This is a genomic window from Longispora fulva (assembly GCF_015751905.1).
GTDB classification, from domain to species: domain Bacteria; phylum Actinomycetota; class Actinomycetes; order Mycobacteriales; family Micromonosporaceae; genus Longispora; species Longispora fulva.
This window is the reverse complement of sequence record NZ_JADOUF010000001.1, coordinates 765,556-782,792: the sequence shown is the minus strand read 5'-3', so window position 1 is coordinate 782,792 and position 17,237 is coordinate 765,556. Positions and strand designations below refer to the sequence as shown.

Below are 17,237 nucleotides of genomic sequence, written 5' to 3'. Positions count from 1 at the left end.
ACTAATGCATCAATGCCTCAACGACAGGGTGGGCCGCGTGGTGTTGGTCGACAGACAAGCCCGAGACCGGCTGCTGCGGGACATCCGCTCCAGGATCGCGCTGTACCTGGACCATGGGGACCCCGCAGGCGTCCTCTACGAGGGCGCATGGGGCGACACCGTTTCACTGATCCGGGCTACGGGAATGGGCACTGGCGGGATCGAATGTGAACTGGACGCCGTTGACGCTGAGGCCGTAGGCGTCCTAGCCAAGCTGTACGCGACTCGCGCCTTGGCGCGATCCGGGGATGAGCGTGCTCTGGATCAGTCCAATGCGGCAGGCCTCTTTCGGCTGCTCAGTGATGTTGAGCCTCAGTCGCTGCCTGGGGACATCGTTGATGACGCTCGCGCGGTATGGACATTCTGGGCAAACGGGAGCATGGATCTGTGGAATCGTGACGGCGACAGGGAGCACCTTGATCGGGTGATCCACTATCTCGGCCGCGTCGTGTCCACCACCAGACTGGACGATCCCGACTTCGGACGCAGCGTCGTCGACCTGAGTGGCGCCTTGGCGAACCGCTTCAAATCAGGCGGCGACGTAGATGATCTCCACTCTGGTGAAACCCTGCTGCGCTGGGCGCTTTCCCATGTCCCGCAGAAGGGCGAGCACCGCACGAACTGCCTGTCCAACCTCGGCGCGATATTGCAGGAGAAGTATCGGTGCGACACCGTTCCCGCATACCTGTGGGAGTCGATCAGCGTTCTCCGCGAGGCGATCGCGACGGAAGGAAGGGACGATCATCATCGGATCGAGTCCCTCAACAACCTAAGCACTGCCCTTGTCCTGGCTTTCGAGCACGCAGGCGATCAGGGCTACCTAGACGAGGCGATCGCCCTGCTTCGACAGGTGATCGTCCAGTGTCCGGACAGTGACGCCAGCCGGCCAATGTATCTCGCCAACCTGGTGTCGACGCTAGGTAAGGCGTCAGCGGGGGTTCCCGGCTTCTGGGCCACGCTGAGCGACCCTTCCGACCTGGATGCCGCCGTTGACGGCTGGCGTAGGTCTGTCGCGGAGACCTCCGCGAAGCATGAAGACTACTACGCCTACGTTGGCACCCTTGCCATTGTTTTGGTTCGCAGGTTCGAATACTCTGGCTTGGACACTGATCTCGACGAGGCGTTGAATGTCTTGCGGGATGGTCTGCTGGTTATCCCTCGTGACCATCCATCAAATGTGCACCTGCTCGTGACTTTCGGGGCAGCGAGTTGCCGGAGTTTCGAGCGATCCAGCAATTCCGATGATCTATCCAGCGCTATCGAGGCACTGCGAAATGCCAGCTTGCTCATTGACCCATCCGAACCGCTCTACTTCGCCTGTCTAGGCAATCTCGGTACGGCTCTGTTCCAACGCGCAAAGTGGGGTGGCGAAACCGCTGATCTCGATGCGGCGGTAGAGCTTCTCGCACAGGCATCCGAAGGCTTCGAGGTTGGCAGTGCCAACCGAACTGCATCCCAATTCACCTTGGGCGCCGCGCTCCGCCGTCGCTTCGAGCGAACTGGAACTGCGACAGATCTGATGCAGGCCATCGCAGTATTGCGAGAGAGCCTGAAGGGTGACGCTCGCGAACGGGCGACTGGACTCAACAACCTCAGCGACGCCTTGTTGACGCGCTTCGAGGCGACCGGAGAAGTTGACAGTCTCACTGAGGCGATCGCTGTTGGCCGACAGTCAATCCTGGTCAACTCCACAAATGACAACTCCCGTGCGATGTGCTTGAACACCCTCGCCGCGGCCCTGCGGCGTAGATTCGCTCATCTGGGTGACGTGTCCGACCTGCATGAGTCGGTGGACCTCCAGCGCGAGGTAGTCAGGATATCTGGCACATCCGCACAGCACGCAATGTACTTGAGTAACCTGAGCGCAGCACTGCTGAGCAGGTTTGACCAGATCGGAGACTCATACGATCTGGACGAGGCCGTCAGTACCGCACGCGACGCCGTAACCCGCAACCAGTCAGGGGCTCCTAATACTACGGGGACCCTGCAGATTCTGGCGGCGGCACTCTACGTACGCCATCAGCGCCTAGGCGATCGATCAGATATTGATGCGGCTATCGACGTGCTACGCCGGTCTGTCAAGGCAACTACCCCAACGGACGCGGACTACCCGGGGCATCTGCAGTTGCTCGGCACTGCGCTGCTGGGACGATACCGAGCCTCACATTCGATCGAGGATCTGACCAGCAGCCTTGAAGCACTCCGATTGTCGACGACCCTGGTACGTGCCGACAGCCCTTCCTATGGCGCATGCCTCGGAAATTTGTCCACAGCCAGCCATGCCTGGTTTGAGCACACGGGTGACCTGGCGGACCTGTCCACAGCGATTGATCTAGCCAGGCGCGTACTTCTCGTCACGCCGGGTGGCCACCCCGACATGGCCGCATGGACGGCGAACCTGGCTAACAAACTTTGGAGCCGATTCCGACAAAACACTGGCGACCAAGACCTCAGCGAGGCGCTCGGGCATTGGCGAACCGCAGTCGATACTGAGACAGGCACGATCTCGGCTCGACTTCGGGCAGCAACTAGTTGGGGTCAGGCGACCCTTTCGATGGCACTAAGGTTGCCTGCTGGCCACCGTCGGACCGCGTTGTTCGGTGCGGCCCTTGAGGGTTTCTCCGCAGCAGTCGAACTGGTGCCACTTTCGGTGTCCAGGGCACTTGACCGCGAGACCCGGGAGCAAAGAGCAACGGAGTGGACGGGGCTGGCATCCAGAGCTGCCGCCTGCGCCATAGAACTGGGACAATGGGAACGGGCAGTAGAGCTACTGGAGCACGGCCGATCGGTTCTGTGGACCCAACTGCTGGAGGCAAGAGGAGACTTCACACAGTTGCATCAGATCCATCCGGAACTGGCCACGGAGCTGGAACGACTCCGTACGGAACTTGATGAATGGCCCGAAGTCCGGTCGCCCCTCCCTGAACCACAGCACGCGGCCACCGTACTCGCCGACCGAAGAAAGGCTCTCGCGGACCGATGGGCCACACTGATACGTCAGGTTCGCGGGCTCCCCGAATTCCAATACTTCCTCCGATCACGAGGCTGGGAGGAGCTGCGAACCGCTGCTGCGGGCGGACCGGTGGTCGTCGTGAATGTATCGAGCGTCCGATGCGATGCTCTGATCGTGCGTAATGAAGGCGTGGACCTTGTGCCGCTTCCCGACCTTTCGTGGGATCTGGCTCGCGACCTGACCAACCAATACCTGACCGCTCTGCAAATATTCGCCCAAGGGAAGCAATCGCAATTCGATCGAGTGATCCTGGAGCAGGCGATCTCCGCAACCCTCATGGAACTGTGGAAGCTGGTATGCCTTCCAGTTTTGACTGCGCTGGGCTATACCGAAATTCCGAGACCAGACGCCAACTGGCCCCGATTGTGGTGGTGCGCGACTGGCCCACTGACACTAGTCCCGCTACACGCGGGCGGGGATCATCACGCGGCCCCCAGCCAGGGGCGCACTGTCATGGATCGAGTGATCTCTTCCTATACGCCTTCCTTGCACGCATTACTCAAAGCCAGAGCCGCAGCGGAGGGACCCGCACGGACAAAACAAATGTTGGCCGTCACCTTGCCCAATACACCAGGACAATTGCCGCTGCCGTCTGTGAAGGTGGAGCGCGAACTGCTTTCAGACCTGTTCGGAACCCAACTCACACTCCTGAACGGGCCCGATGCCACCAGAGAAGCGGTGCTAAGCGAACTAGGCAACCACCCCTCGGTACATTTCGCCTGCCACGGCAGCCAGTCCCTCACTCACCCATCCTCCAGCCACCTGATCCTCCACGACGCAGACCTATCCATCGTCGACATCGCCAGCCGTCAAGGAACCGGACTGGAACTCGCCTACCTGTCAGCCTGCGTGACAGCCGTCGGCGGAGTCCAGCTCATCGATGAGGCCATGTCCCTGGCCACCGCATTCCAAATGGCAGGGTACCGACAGGTGATCTCGACCCTATGGTCGATAGGTGATAACTCTGCTGCTGAAGTCGCGGCGCACGTATATCGCACCTTCCTGGCCTCCAACGGGGCCAGCCCCCGCAGCGCCGCTGCCGCTCTACATTCGGCAGTACGTGCGCTTCGGGACATCGACCGCCAGGAAGGCCGCTGCGTTCCGAGTCGATGGGCACCATTCATCCACCTGGGACACTGATACTCGCACCGCGAGCGGTACAGAAGCACCGATGCCCGGCGACAGCTCTCTTGTCACGGTGGCCACTTGGAGATGTGATGGTGCTGCTCCATGAGGGGATTCGTATTCGAGTCGGAGGTGGCAGGTGCTCTCGACCGGGTTCGCAGCATGACAATGGCCAGGGCCGTGCCGTCGGGGCTGCGGAACAGCGGCCGTGATATCTGAAGTGATTCCGGTGGGATCGAAACCCGCCTGGAACGTGATATCTGAAGTCACTCCGGGAGCCAGCTTCAGATATTGGGTGTTACCTGAAGCTGCCCACTCAAAGCGCCGAGTGCCCGTCCTACGAATCGCCGAGCCGGTCGAGCCAGTCGCGCAGGATTCCGACGTTGTGATCGTCCCCGGTCTCGATGAACGCCCGTAATGCCTCCTCCAGGCACCCGATCGCCTCGTCAAACCGGCGCACCTCTTGCAACGCGATCCCGAGATTGCCCAGAGCCTGGCCTTCGCCGTGCCGGTCGCCGAGCTCGCGGGCGATGTCAGCGGCCTGTTGGTGGGCTTCGATCGCCTCGGCGAACCGCCGCACCTCCTGCAGCGCGAGCCCAAGGTTGTTCAGGGTAATGCCTTCTCCGTGCCGGTCGCCGAACTCCCGGGCGATGTCCACGGCCTGTTGGAGGGCGTCGATCGCCTCGTCGAAACGGCGTACCTCACGTAGCGCGGTCCCGAGGTTGTTCAGGGCCGCGCCTTCGCCGTGCCGGTCGCCGAGTTCCCGGCAGATCTCCAGGTCCATTAGCTGTAAACGATCTGGCGTACGGCCGTCGTTCGCCCCTATGGTGTCGGCCATGATCTGCGACGAGGCACGCGAACGGCTCGTGGGGCAACTGCGACAACTCGACGCCCGAGAACTGGTCGACGTGCTGCGGGAAGTCCTGCCACTTCACGATGAGTCGGAAGGCAGCTACCGCGCCACCCTGATACTCGCTCAGGCAACCCTCTGGGCAAGGGACGCCCCCGAGGAAGACCACGACCCGGCAGATCTGTCAGCCGTCGCGTGGCCGGACCGTGCCTACTACGGCAATCGGCTCGGCCCTGATCAGGGCTTCTGGGAAGACGGACAGTGCAAGACCTGCGGGTTACCCGTCACGTCCAACGCGAAGCGCGCCCAGTGCCCCGCGTGCGGCTCCGCCTGCCAGCTCACCTAGCAGCCCCATCGGCTCGCCCTGTATCCAGCACGTCGAGCACATCGAGCGCGCCAGTCAGCCGAGCGAGCATCAACGGGTGCGCGTCCAGTGCACCGGACTCCACGGCAGCGATGATCTTCCGAAGGGTCGCTGCGGCGGCGTGCACATCCTCGGGGCCGAGCGGCGCGGGCGTGGTCGGGTGGGTCATGGCTGCCATCCTTCCGTAAGACGGGGCACGGCCGTGGAGCGTCCATGGCCGTGCCCTGGTCAAAGAGGTGTACGCGACTCTGAGCGTGCGCGTAGAGGGCCGCTCCGGACGGTCTCGCACTACGCGGCCAGTGATCCTGACGCGCCTACCCTGCCAGTGCAGTTGGCGCGGTGGATGCCGATGTAGCCGGTGAACGTCTCGCCGCAGGTCGGGCACAGGGTGGCGCCCGCGTTCGGCGTAGTCGCGACAGTGGCGACGGTTGTCACCGAGTCCCCGACACCCTGTCGTGACTGTTGCGACTGCGACGACTGGCCATCCTCGGTGTCCGCGTCGAGGCGCCACCGCGTGCGGCGCGGTTTGGTTCTAGTGTTCTCGATGACCACCCCGGCGCGCTTGCGGGCGCGCTGCAACGTATGGATCGCGAACCCGTTGATCTTGCCGGCCTTGACCAGCTCATCACGTTCGACCTGTCCGCCGGACTCGATGACGAACTCGCGCAACCAGTCGGCGGCGTCGTTGCGCTCGGCCCGCTCGTCGGCATCGCCACGCTCGGCGAGGATGTCGGACACGCTGCGGTCGGACTCGCCGGTGAACCGCAGCCGACCGACGTAGGCCGGTCCCTCGTCGGTGGGGATCTCAGCGGAGTCCACGACGTAGCGCAGTGACGGCAGGTCCAGGCGGCCGAGGTTGTTCTTGGACTGCGACAGTACGCACGCGCCGTCCTCGTCGTCGGGGTCACGCACGATCGACACCACAGCGCGTGCGACTGCCGAAAAGGCCCGCGACCCGGTGATGAGGTTGAGAGCGTCGGCACTGCTGGCCTTGTTGAAGTGCGCCAGCCCCGCGACCGCACAGCTGGTCCTGTCCGCCAGCGCCGTCAACGGATCCAGCGCGGTGCGCAACTCTCGGTCCCGGTGGGTGTCGATGCCCGCGCCGAGCACCGACATCAGCGGGTCGAGGGCCAGCATCGCCACGCCGAGGCGGGTGATCTCGGCGGCGAGTGCGTTGTTGTCCCGGGGCAGCGCGAGCGGTGCCATGCTGCCCACGCCGTCGATGTCGACCTCGACCCGGTACACCATGTCCAGATCGGCCCCGGCCGCGATCAAGCGCGGCGCGATGGTGTGGCCCCAGGAATCCTCGGTAGCCGCGTAGAACACTGGGCGCGGCGTGCCCAGGTGGATGCCCGGCAGCGTGCCCCGGGTGAGCTGGGCGGTCAACCACACCAGGGTCAGCGACTTGCCGATGCCCTCACGGCCCGGAATCAGGGTCAGCGCACCGGACGGCATCCGGTCCTGCCATACCCAGTGCACCGGGCGGACCCTGATCGCCGAGGCGGGCGTCAGGCGCAGGCGGCGCGTACCATCAATATCAGCCTGCGGGAGTGGCTCCGGCAGGCTGTTCACGTCAACGATGTTCAGTTTTGTCACTCCCTTTAGGCCACTCGTCGGCGGGCGCTGTCGACTGTCCTGCGCGCCTCCGCAACGCTCAGGCCAGCTCGGCAGGCCGCGCCCACCAGGTCGTCAAACACGCTCGGGTCTGCACCGCTCTCGACTGCGCGGCAAGCTGCCCAGTACAGTTCGGAATCGCGGTGGCCCTCCGCTCGGGACTCCACAAACGACACTAGATGATCGATTCCTGGTGTGGGCTGGGGTTACTAGTGGTCGTAGGCGATGAGTGAGCGTTTTACGGGTGCGTCGGTGAGCCAGTTGTGCCAGATCGCGGCGGCCAGGGCCAGGATGCGTTGAGCGATGCGGACGAATATCCCGGCGGGTGTTCGTCCGCCGTGTCGTTCCAGGCTGAGCTGGCCTTTCAACGTGTCGAAGATTGATTCGATGCGTTGACGGATCGGGGCGAGGTTCCCATGTCGGCGGTCTCGTCACGCCGGTCGGGACGCACGAACGTGATGCCGAGTTCGGTCATCTGGCGGGCGAAGTCGGCCCCAGCGAAGCCCTTGTCTCCGATCAACACGACACCGCCAGCGAGGAACTGCTGGTCACGGGCGTGTTCGAGGAGTTCGGCGGCAACCTCGCGCTCACCGAGCTTCGGATCGGCCAGACACCACGCGTAGGGCATGCCGTCGAGGCTGGTGACCAGATACAGCTTCAACCCCCAGTACCAGCGCGAATGCGACGCGCAATAGCCGTAACTGGCGCACCCGGCCAGCTCGGAACGTTTCACCGTCTCCCGCGACATGCCGCACGGCAACGGCGACGCGTCGATGAGCCGCATGTCATCGGTGGCCGACGGGATCTGCGACGCCAGCCGATGCGTCGCGGCGCAGATCAACGCCGCAGCAGCCCGCAACCGCTTGTGATAGCCGGGCTGCCGCGGCAGATACGCCGAACAGATGCCCGAGCCTGCTCGCACAAAACCGCAGCCAGTGATGCTGAGAAGAGAACCCCAGCAGCACCTGCGCCACGGCCAGACACACCAACTCCGCATCGGAGAGCTTCAGCCCGAACGCGCCAGGCCGAACGGCTCTCCGGCGAGCCGGCACCACATGGTCATCGATCTCGACATACAGTGCGATCAGGAGGGTATCCAAGTCAGTCTTCACACACCGACTAACGGATACCCTCCACCCACGTCTACGGGTGCCGATGTCCCAGCTCAGACCGGGAATCGATCATCTAGCTGAGTCGGCGGCGGCTAGAACCTCGACCGTCCGAGCCTTCAATGACTGCAACTTCGCGAGGTATTTCCGCAGCTCGGTCGGGTCGGAAGCGATAAGTGCCGCGTGTACGTCATCGAGAACATCCCGTGCGTTGCCCGTTACGCGAACGATGGACCGGGCAAGGTTGTCTGTACTCACGACAGCCGGGTGATCCGCCACCTTGTTGAGAAATCCGATCGACCTCACGATCGGTCTAACGGTCTCGATGGCCGACGCCACTTTGTCCGCATGTTTGAAGGCAAGCGCCTGATACTGGAGCGTCAGTTCCGTCATCATGACTGCGACGTCCTGGATCGTATCGAGCATCTCACGGCTTTGCTCCCCTGCGGCCTGGGCGCGGGTCAGCGGACGAATCTCTCGAACGTAAAAGAAGTAGCACGGCGCGATGACCAGGACGAAACCAAGAATCACGATGACATAGCCGAACACACCGCTAGCCAAGGTGGCACCGCTCAGCATCAGCAAGGCACCCAGGACAAGCAGGGCTAGCGCAAATCCACCCGCCCGATATGCCGCGATTATCGGCTGTGCGACCGCGTCCGAGAGACGTCGTTCATCGACCATCGCGCCCAGCCTCCTGACCTACTGCATCGACCAGAGTCACGTCGATCGTAGATTCAGGGCAATCTGTTGTCATCAATCTACCGGCTTCGGACGACCTCACAGCCGGGACCGTTCACCATTGTCGGCGCCTACTCTGCGACCTCGGCACCGGCCGGTCAGCGTGCACTGACGGCGGTGGGGAATATCGGCGGGAACCACTACCCTGAGCGGATGTCGGCACGTGACGTTCTGACCGCAGGCACTGCCACGCTCTCCGCGCTGCTCGCCCTAGTCTCGGCCGGTTACGTGTCGCGGGCGACCCGCCGCACGAGCCGGGAGCTCGAGGTACTGAAGGTGAGCCTGGCCCGCGAGTCGGCGGAGGAGCAGAGCCGCCGGGAGTACGAGTACGCCGCGCGGAAACGGATCTACGACGAGGCCGAGCCCTTGATCATCAAGCTGGCCGACAGTTGCGACTTCGCCGCGTCACGAATCATCGACCTGGCCGACGGGCGCCGCTGGCCCGAGTTGCGCGCCACCCGCGACATCAACGCTTTCTGGATGCTCAGCAGGTCCTCCGAGGTGATCTCGTTGGCCCGGGCGCTCCTCGAGCCGCTCGCGCTGCACACACTGCTGACCGAGAAGCTCACTCTGGTGGACCTCAGCTACGACCAGCGGGTCTCGGAGATCTACACCCTGGCCCGCGCGGCCTACCAGGTGCACCTCGACGATTACGTGATCGCCGCGATCGACCCGGCGCTGCGGTACGACCCGGTGGTGCCCGGCTGGCGGCAGAAGCGGGCCGCGGATCCGGCGACGTACTGGTGGCAAGGACTCACTCGGGGCCGGCTGGATCCGGCCATCGAGCTGTGCATCCATCGGGATGCCGGGCGGTTGACCACCAGGGAGGAATTCGAGAGCCGCTACCTGGAGCTGTACGCGTCACCGGGCGACAGCCGGGTCAAGTCGTTGGGACTGTTCTGTAATCCGTTGTACAACTTCCGCCCGCAGGACCGCCCTACGTACTGGCGGATGCTGATGTGTCAGTTGTTGATCTACCGCAGGATCTCGTTGCGGAGCCGGCTGCCGGCCAACGTGCCGACCTCGTCGCAGTTCGACTTTGACCGGCGGGACGTGGACGCGTTGCAGCGGTTCGGGGGCGTTGGGGACGCCCTGCTCGACGTGAGCCTCACGGCCGCCTTGCGGTACGTGGGCGAATCGTGGATCCGGCAGTGGCGGTCGGAGGCGTAGATCGCGTGGCTTGCCTGACCTTCCTCACCGTCACCGAGGAAGCCGCCTACCAGCGCACCGTCACCCGACTCAACACCATGTGGAACGACAACGACCCCCTCGCCCGCTACGCGTACTGACCCCGCACGCCGAGGCCCCGACCATCAGGTCGGGGCCTCGGCGTGTTCAGGACGAGGGTGCCACCGGCAGGCCGCACGGCTGACCTGGGGGTGGTTGTCCACACCCGGGTTGGTTGTCCACTGGCCAGCCCGTCTCCGTCTCGATGTTCGTCAGGCTGACTGGGTCGCGGAGCGAGGCCACCCGGCGTCAGCCGGCCACGGCAGGTGGGGCAGACAGAACGGAAGGCCACTCGGTGACCGGCCGCGGCAGCCAGCCGCGGCCCGCCCTCCTGCTCTGGTTCCTTGGTTCCTGGAAAGCCAGCTATCTACCAAGAAACCAAGACGCCGGCGACCTAGACAGACCGCGCGGAGGTCAGAACCATTGCGTGCACACGATCTGCCCGTTGGAGCTCCCACAGGCACGCATCACCTGCGGAGAGTCGTTGTAAGCCCCGGTGTAGGCGCCGGTGACGCCTTGGGTGAGTAAGCCGTACCCCAACTGCGGCTCCCAATGGCCGGCGTAAGCCTCCGTCAGCGAGGCTGCACGATCCACCCAGAACGAGTCGAAACTGTGGCCCTGGGAGATCCGCCCCCACGCGCATTGAGTTACATCGTCGTATCGCAACTCGTACAGGGCGCCGCTGGCGGCCCGAACCGATCGCACCGTCCGGTGGGTGGAAAACGTCGACGGGTCCTCGCCATCAGCGCAGCCACCGCGCGCCAGGGCGGCCTGCGGTGTGACGAATACGCCTGCGGCGACGGCACTGACGGCGAGCGCGATTCCCGCCAAACGAACTGGCCACTTCATGCGTTGGACCTCCTCCGTGACTAGGGCGGAAGCGTTCCGCCCTGCCCCGAAAGCTATTGGCACCCGCATTCAGATCGCCTTCACCCAGCGCGTTCACCGACCACGACCTGGTGGCGCTCCACGCCCTCGACGCCGCCGGCCGCGCTGGGCCGGGAGCTGACCAATTCCCGGGATTTGGGAAAAGGCTGGAGCGCCGGTCAGTTAATAACATGAGTTATCAACTGGTAGCCCGCGTTTGGCCAGCTCAGGGCGTTCCCGGCTTCAGCTTCGGCCTGATCTCTTCGAGCAGGACCGCGAGGCGGTTGTGTCCGGCGGTGCCGTGGGCGGTTGCGAGGGTCGGGTGCAGGAACTCGGCGAGGTCGCCCAGGAGCTCGTGCTCGGCGAGGTCGGCGTAGACCTCCTTGGCGGAGCGGCCGTCAACGCCCCGGTCGTACGCGACGTCGGCCATGTCGCGGAGCTGGGCGGCGGCCTCGGCGAGGCGGTCGGCGGCACCGGCCAGTTGAGCCCAGTCGGAGTCGTCGAACGCGCACGCGGCGGCGTCGACCTCCTCCAGGACAGTGGTGTAGACCGCGCCGAGATCGGCGTGCTGTGCCGGCATCATCAGACCTTCCCCGCCCAGGGCCGCGTACCGGTCCCGTCTCCGCGAGCCTCCCCCGCACCCGAGGTGCGCCGGTCCCGGACACGCCGGCCCGGCTCATCAGTGCGACAGGAGAGGATCGCCGGCCGCGGGGACTGCTGCGGTGCGGCCGGTGATCGTCTCCGCCGTGCGCGCGATCTGGGGAGCCGCGACGACGAAACCAGCGGGGCGGCCGGGGTGGCGTTCGGACAACGGCCAGCGCGCGACGCCACCCCACCCCACGGCGGGTGGGGTCCGCGCCGTCCTGGACAGCCCCTCAACCGTTCCAGGTGCGCCGACGACCCCAGGACCGTCGACCCCTCAACGGCCACAACAGATCATATCCGGGCAAGATAGTCACCGGTTGTCGAACCCCCAGGTAGCCCGGCTGGCCGCACCGGTCCGCCGTGACGGGGCCTGGCGGCAGGATGGGGGCATGGAGCAGGTGGGTGTCGTCGAGCAGTTCGCGGCCGTGGTCGCCCGGCTGTGGGAGCAGTTCGCGGCCAGGCAGAACGAACTCGTCTCGTTGGAGAGCCAGGTGCGCGGGATCGGGACGAACATCAACCAGCTCGCCAAGGTCGCCAACTCCACCGAACAGGCCCAGCCCGTGCCGGACGAGCTCGTCGAGCTGTACTTCCTCATCCGCCAGGCCACCCGGGAACTGTCCGCGTCCCTCAGCGGTCAGCGCCTGTAGACCGGATCGAGCCTGATCGGGAATCCGTGCGCGAGGAGATGTCCACCTCGCCACTGGAGGGATCTATCGTCGCTCGGTCGCCGAGCCGTCGTTCAGCACTTTTTGACGTTCCACATCGCCTTGATCTGGCTGACGGGGATCCGGTTCAGCCCGCCTGTTTCGTTGTCGTCAGGGTTTTGTTCCTCGGTGACTGGCAAGAAACCGTCCTGTACCCGGCCAATCGAACCGCACACAGTGTGCTCGCCGTCGTATCTGACACGCATCAGGCCGCCCGCCCCCGGGCCCAACCAGCACAGGGCCAGTGCGAGGGCGAGGGTGAAGAAGCCGAACGATAGCGTCATGGGCTTGTCAGGGTGCACAGCGCGTGCGCTGACCGCCAGAAACCACAGACCGATGAAGAACAGCAGCACCGCGACCCAGCGCAGCGGTTCCCACAGCCCGGCGAGCAGACCCTTGCCCTGAAACATCAGGGCGAGCGCGATCACCGCGGTCACTGCCACGAGGTCGCGCCGCCACAGCGCCGGGGCCGTCTTCTCCGGGGCCCGCATCGTCTCAGACATGGCCACGCCCTTCATGGTCATCGATAGTCGCCGGATCATAGCCGCCAGCCGGGAACCGGGGGCAGTCCCCGTAAGGTGACCAACGTGATGGACCTCGACCTGGCCGACTTCGCCAACGCCGTGAACTCCCACGCCCCGACCTGGGCGACCGCGGCCATCACCTGACCCTCACAGTCGGCCCGACCCGAGACAAGTCAGCAGCCTGGATCACCTGCCAGTCCGCAGACTTCGAAGCCCACCTCACCGTCTGGACCAGCGGCGAAGCCGAACTCGACGTCGTCAACCTCACCACCGACACCGTCGGGAGCACCCACTACGAGTTCGACACACTCGACGACCTCAACCACTGCCTCGCCGAACTCACCACGAAACTGAGCTCACCCCGCGCTTGACCAAACCCATAGGGGCACCCACCCCCACACAACGCCAAGCTGATCCCGGGCCGTCAACCACAATGCCGCAGTTGGCTAACGCAGCGGGGTCACCCGGTTGACCCCGGACCACCGGCACACCAAGTCTCCGGGCCAGCGCGGCCGGCTGGGTCGTCCACCCCTCGATCATGGACCCGGCAGCACACCTTGATCTAACTGAGTGACGGGTTCGGTAGCGGCGGCCTGGTTAACCAGCATGCGTCCGGCCTGGCGGGCGGCTTCGAGGACTCGGCGGAGGTGCGCGAGGGAGGTGGGCGCAGTGGTCTGGCGGCGGAGGCGGCTGAGCGCGGCGATGTCGCCGGCGCCGGTGGCCCGGCGCTACAGGAGCTCGGCCTCGTCGTGGTCGCCGCGCCGGGTCAGGAGGTCGGCGAGGCGGATGAGCGCGGTCACGTCGCCGCCGTCGGCGGCCCGCTGGTAAAGCTGCGCGCTGGGCGCACGAGGCGACCGATGACGGCGAAGGCACAGGACTGGGCGTTACCAGGGGCTAAGGATCTGCGGGCCGCGTTCTCGCAGGCTGGGTGGCGCGAGGCTCCACCGACCGTGTCGACCCTGGTTCCCTACGCACGAACGTGCACTGCGGGGTCTCGGAGCGACGGCCACATGCCCCTGCGCTCATGGCTCGACTACAGCTGTGCGCAAGGCTCCCATCCGCCCATGACCAGGCCCCTGCGCCGAATCGTCTGACGCGACCCGCCACTCGGCCCATTCCGCCCGCGCTACAGCAGCTCCGTGTTGCTCCGTTGTTCCTCGTGTGTCGCGGTTACGCGCGGGGATACGAGGGGAAGCGCGGGTATTCCGCCGAGGCTCCAGCCCGGAAAACAAACCAGGCCCCATCCCCCGTTCGGGGGATGGGGCCTGGTCAACCTATAAGTGCGCCCGAAGGGACTCGAACCCCTAACCTTCTGATCCGTAGTCAGATGCTCTGTCGGCCCCGCGCTCGCGGGGATGTTCCCGGGTACGCCGGCCCGGTCTCGGTCTCGGCGTTGTCGGCCGCGCGCTCGCGGAGATATTCCCCACGGAGCGCCCGATCCGTCAGGTCTGGGGTGGCTGGCCGATCCCGTTCTCCTTGCTACCGGTGCAGGTCCTTATGGACCTCCTATGGGCCAACCGCCGCAGAACCCGTCACCTGCGGGCTGAGATGGCGCGTTACCGGGTGGGCCGGGTGCTCCTGGCCGATGATTCGGCCCACATCCACCCGCCGACGGGCGGACAGGGCCTCAACCTCGGCATCCGGGATGCGTTCAATCTTGGCTGGAAACTGGCTGCGGAGTGGGCGACTGGGCACCGGCGGGACTCCTCGACAGCCACCACGCCGAACGGCACCCGGTGGCTGCGGCGGTGCTGGACATCAACCGCGTGCAGATGCACCTGATGTCGCTCGAGCCGGGACCGCGGGCGGTGCGCCGGCTGGTGTCGAAGCTAATCGACATCGACGACGTCAACCGGTACCTGCTCGAGAACATCATCGCGATCGGGGTCCGCTACGACCTCGGCGAGGGGCATGAACTGCTCGGCCGGCGGCTCAGCTACGTGGAGTTGTAGCAGGGTCGCCCTTATGAGCTGCTGCACGCCGGCCGCGCGCTGCTGCTCGACCAAACCGGCCGTCTCTCGGTGGCGGGCTGGGCGGGCCGGGTCGACCACGTCGTCGAGGTCAGCAAGGAGCTTGACGTGCCCGCCGTGCTGCTGCGGCCGGACGGGCACGTGGTGTGGGTCGGCTAGGACCAGCAGGAACTGCCCGACCAGCTGGCCACGTGGCTCGGGACCGCAGTCAGCTGAGCACGCGGCACTGGTCTTCGACCCGGCCTGAGTACGCTCGATGGCCCGTGGCCGGTCGGCGGGCGAGACACAGCCGAGCCTCCGCGGCGCTTCTTCGTCTTCAGGTCGCGCAGGGATGCAACCCCGCGCCGGGCCGGTGGCGTCAGAGGCACGAAGACAGTCGAGAGGCGGATGACGGTGCGTGATGAGCAATATTATGTGGACTATGTCCGGCTTCGAACGCCATGGCTGCGCAGGGTGGCCTACCTGCTCTGCCAGGACTGGCACCGGGCCGACGACCTGGTCCAGGTGACGATCACCCGGCTGTACGTGCACTGGCGCAAAGCGTCCCGAACGGACAACCTCGACGGCTACGTCCGGACGATGCTACTGCGGGTGTTCCTCAGCGAGCAGCGGACCGGCTGGCGCGCGCGGGTCCGACTGTTCGCCGAACCACCGGAGCGCAGCGTCGCGCCTACGGGCGAACACGACCCGGATACGGGGTTGACGGTGCGGGCCGCGCTGCGCGCAGTGCCAGAGCGGCAGCGGGCGACCCTGGTGCTGCGGTACTACCTCGACCTGTCTGTGGCCGAGACCGCCGAGATCCTCCGCTGTTCGGAGGGGACGGTCAAGAGCCAGACCGCCCGGGGCCTGGACGCCCTTCGACGTACCCTGACCACGCAGGAGAGCTGAGATGGACACCCGTGAACTCTTCGAGCAGGCCCTCCAGGACGCGCCGGCATCCGGGGTGGACTTCGACCGGGCGATCAGCGAAGGCCGGCGGACCCGGCGGGTACGCCGGCTGGTGACGTCGGGTGCGGCCGGGCTAGGGGTGCTGGTGGTGCTGGCCGCCGGCGTGCTGGCCAGCCGGGGCGACAGCCGGGCCCTACCACCGGCCACGCCACCCAGCACGGTTCCGAGCGCGACTGCGACTGTCGCGCCGAGCGCGGTGCTGCCGGAGGAATTCGACCCGCTGATCAGCTATGTGGATTTCGGCTGGCTGCCGCCCGGCACGACGGAGGACCGGTCCGTGAACGCGCGTCGAAGCTGGGTCGCCGTGCAGGCGGGACCCTTCGGCCTGGGCCTGTACACCAAGGGCATGAACGCACCCACGCCCGCCGACACGACGCCGGGGCCGACGGTGCGCGGAGTGCCCAGTCGATGGCTCGACACCTCGGCCAGGGGGCAGGGCGGCATGTTCGCGCTGCGCTGGGAGTACGCGCCGGGCGGCTGGGCGTCAGCGTCGGCGTCGGCCAGTGAGCTGGCCCCCCACATGACCGCCGAGGAGGTGAAGGCTGTGCTGGTGCACATGGCGGAGACGGAGAGAATAGGGGCGGGCCAGCCGATTCCGTTGCCGTTCGTGGCACCGCCGACGATGCTGGGTCTGCCGGTGGCGGACGTGGTCGTGGACCACACCCCGGGCCTGGTCAACAAGGACGGCCGGCCGCAGGCGTGGTCCGTCCGGGTCGCCTACGGCTCGCCGGGTGGCTCCGGGCAACTGGTCACCGTCCGGGCGTGGCCGGGCGCGGAGATACCGAAGGACCAGCCGCCGACCGCCACGCGCACGACGGTGGACGGCCACCCGGCGACGGTCGGCTACACGGAGAGCACGAAGGACGACTACGTGACGGTCTACGGGGCCGACGGCATGACCACAGGCGTCAGCGTCACGGGCCTGGGCAAGGGCAGTTCCATGACCGTCCTCCAGGGGCTGAAACTACTTCCCGCCGGGTGGTGAGCCGCGAATTCCGGATCCGGCGCCGATGAGGCACTCGCCGGATCCGGAATTCCGGCCTGCGGCGGATTCAGCCTGGTACGTGCCGGAGCGCGGTGACGGCTGGCGGGGGCAACTCCGGCGGCCCCCAGGCCGCGCGGACTGCCCCGATCGTCAGCCACGCCAGCTGGGAGTTCTGCCAGCAGGGTCGGGACGTGAGGATCGACGGCCACACGCGACCGAATCTAACGCCACGCATAAGTCAGCTTCCCGGCCAAGGCCACGCCGGCCTCGCGGCTCAACTCCGGATGACTCAGGCGTAGGGCTTCCTGGATTCGGCGAGAATAGATGGCCAGATCGTCGTCAAACTGGATCGTTCCGACCTCTCGGAGGAGCGTTTCGATACGGACCAGCAACTGGTCGGCTTGTTCGCCGAACACATCGCGTACCGCTTCCGGATGTGAAGAAGGCACCTGCCACGCCGGGTTGCCCCACACGTAGACGATCACAGCTCGGCTCAGCAATTCATCCTGCAA

Annotated in this window: 15 protein-coding genes, 1 tRNA gene and 2 pseudogenes; 8 read left to right on the top strand and 10 right to left on the bottom strand. The window is 65.8% G+C overall.

Annotated elements, in window-relative coordinates; all coding sequences use genetic code 11:
- Positions 1–37 precede the first annotated feature (37 nt).
- On the top strand, positions 38–4,192 hold the full coding sequence (locus IW245_RS03460) for a CHAT domain-containing protein (RefSeq protein ID WP_197001748.1): 4,155 nt from the start codon (positions 38–40) through the stop codon (positions 4,190–4,192).
- Between the two features lie 322 nt (positions 4,193–4,514).
- Here IW245_RS03460 and IW245_RS03455 read toward each other — a convergent pair whose 3' ends face one another.
- Positions 4,515–4,961, bottom strand: a complete 447-nt coding sequence (locus IW245_RS03455) for a tetratricopeptide repeat protein (RefSeq protein ID WP_197001747.1) — start codon at positions 4,959–4,961, stop codon at positions 4,515–4,517.
- A 52-nt stretch (positions 4,962–5,013) separates the two neighbouring features.
- On the opposite strand from IW245_RS03455, the gene IW245_RS03450 reads away from it, so the two are divergent.
- Positions 5,014–5,373, top strand: coding sequence for a hypothetical protein (locus IW245_RS03450; RefSeq protein ID WP_197001746.1), 360 nt, complete (start codon positions 5,014–5,016; stop codon positions 5,371–5,373).
- Here the strand turns inward: IW245_RS03450 and IW245_RS03445 are convergent.
- The 4 genes and pseudogenes from IW245_RS03445 to IW245_RS03430 all read right to left on the bottom strand — a co-directional run bounded on the left by IW245_RS03445 (position 5,366) and on the right by IW245_RS03430 (position 8,798).
- The gene (locus IW245_RS03445) at positions 5,366–5,560 is read right to left on the bottom strand and encodes a hypothetical protein (RefSeq protein WP_197001745.1); all 195 of its coding nucleotides are present in this window, start codon (positions 5,558–5,560) and stop codon (positions 5,366–5,368) included. The genes IW245_RS03450 and IW245_RS03445 overlap by 8 nt on opposite strands.
- Before the next feature lie 119 nt (positions 5,561–5,679).
- Positions 5,680–6,963 carry an AAA family ATPase gene (locus tag IW245_RS03440; protein WP_233473169.1) on the bottom strand — a complete coding sequence of 428 codons (1,284 nt, stop codon included), beginning with the start codon at positions 6,961–6,963 and terminating at the stop codon, positions 5,680–5,682.
- A gap of 251 nt (positions 6,964–7,214) precedes the next feature.
- Positions 7,215–8,117: pseudogene (locus IW245_RS03435) on the bottom strand (IS982 family transposase).
- 69 nt (positions 8,118–8,186) lie between these two features.
- On the bottom strand, positions 8,187–8,798 hold the full coding sequence (locus IW245_RS03430; RefSeq protein ID WP_197001744.1) for a hypothetical protein: 612 nt from the start codon (positions 8,796–8,798) through the stop codon (positions 8,187–8,189).
- 210 nt (positions 8,799–9,008) lie between these two features.
- On the opposite strand from IW245_RS03430, the gene IW245_RS03425 reads away from it, so the two are divergent.
- Positions 9,009–10,025 (top strand): hypothetical protein, encoded by a 1,017-nt coding sequence (locus tag IW245_RS03425; RefSeq protein WP_197001743.1) that lies wholly within the window; start codon positions 9,009–9,011, stop codon positions 10,023–10,025.
- A gap of 471 nt (positions 10,026–10,496) precedes the next feature.
- Here the strand turns inward: IW245_RS03425 and IW245_RS03420 are convergent, their stop codons facing one another.
- Together IW245_RS03420 and IW245_RS03415 are read right to left on the bottom strand one after the other, a co-directional pair.
- Positions 10,497–10,931 (bottom strand): hypothetical protein, encoded by a 435-nt coding sequence (locus tag IW245_RS03420; protein WP_197001742.1) that lies wholly within the window; start codon positions 10,929–10,931, stop codon positions 10,497–10,499.
- A 244-nt stretch (positions 10,932–11,175) separates the two neighbouring features.
- Entirely contained in the window at positions 11,176–11,532 is a 357-nt protein-coding gene (locus tag IW245_RS03415) for a hypothetical protein (RefSeq protein WP_197001741.1), read from the bottom strand.
- A gap of 451 nt (positions 11,533–11,983) precedes the next feature.
- On the opposite strand from IW245_RS03415, the gene IW245_RS03410 reads away from it, so the two are divergent.
- Positions 11,984–12,241, top strand: a complete 258-nt coding sequence (locus IW245_RS03410; protein WP_197001740.1) for a MobC family plasmid mobilization relaxosome protein — start codon at positions 11,984–11,986, stop codon at positions 12,239–12,241.
- Positions 12,242–12,333: 92 nt separating this feature from the next.
- Here the strand turns inward: IW245_RS03410 and IW245_RS03405 are convergent, their stop codons facing one another.
- Positions 12,334–12,822 (bottom strand): hypothetical protein, encoded by a 489-nt coding sequence (locus tag IW245_RS03405; RefSeq protein ID WP_197001739.1) that lies wholly within the window; start codon positions 12,820–12,822, stop codon positions 12,334–12,336.
- Between the two features lie 119 nt (positions 12,823–12,941).
- On the opposite strand from IW245_RS03405, the gene IW245_RS42840 reads away from it, so the two are divergent.
- The gene (locus IW245_RS42840) at positions 12,942–13,193 is read left to right on the top strand and encodes an immunity protein TriTu family protein (RefSeq protein WP_504739612.1); all 252 of its coding nucleotides are present in this window, start codon (positions 12,942–12,944) and stop codon (positions 13,191–13,193) included.
- A 910-nt stretch (positions 13,194–14,103) separates the two neighbouring features.
- Here the strand turns inward: IW245_RS42840 and IW245_RS03395 are convergent.
- Positions 14,104–14,173, bottom strand: a tRNA-Arg gene (locus IW245_RS03395).
- A 203-nt stretch (positions 14,174–14,376) separates the two neighbouring features.
- Here IW245_RS03395 and IW245_RS03390 point away from each other — a divergent pair.
- The 3 genes and pseudogenes from IW245_RS03390 to IW245_RS03380 all read left to right on the top strand — a co-directional run.
- Positions 14,377–14,951: pseudogene (locus tag IW245_RS03390) on the top strand (FAD-dependent monooxygenase); the annotation flags it as partial.
- Positions 14,952–15,185: 234 nt separating this feature from the next.
- Complete coding sequence (locus tag IW245_RS03385) at positions 15,186–15,680, top strand: SigE family RNA polymerase sigma factor (protein ID WP_372445072.1); 495 nt, start codon at positions 15,186–15,188, stop codon at positions 15,678–15,680.
- 1 nt (position 15,681) lies between these two features.
- The gene (locus tag IW245_RS03380) at positions 15,682–16,725 is read left to right on the top strand and encodes a hypothetical protein (RefSeq protein ID WP_197001737.1); all 1,044 of its coding nucleotides are present in this window, start codon (positions 15,682–15,684) and stop codon (positions 16,723–16,725) included.
- 221 nt (positions 16,726–16,946) lie between these two features.
- Here IW245_RS03380 and IW245_RS03375 read toward each other — a convergent pair whose 3' ends face one another.
- Positions 16,947–17,237, bottom strand: a complete 291-nt coding sequence (locus IW245_RS03375; RefSeq protein WP_197001736.1) for a hypothetical protein — start codon at positions 17,235–17,237, stop codon at positions 16,947–16,949.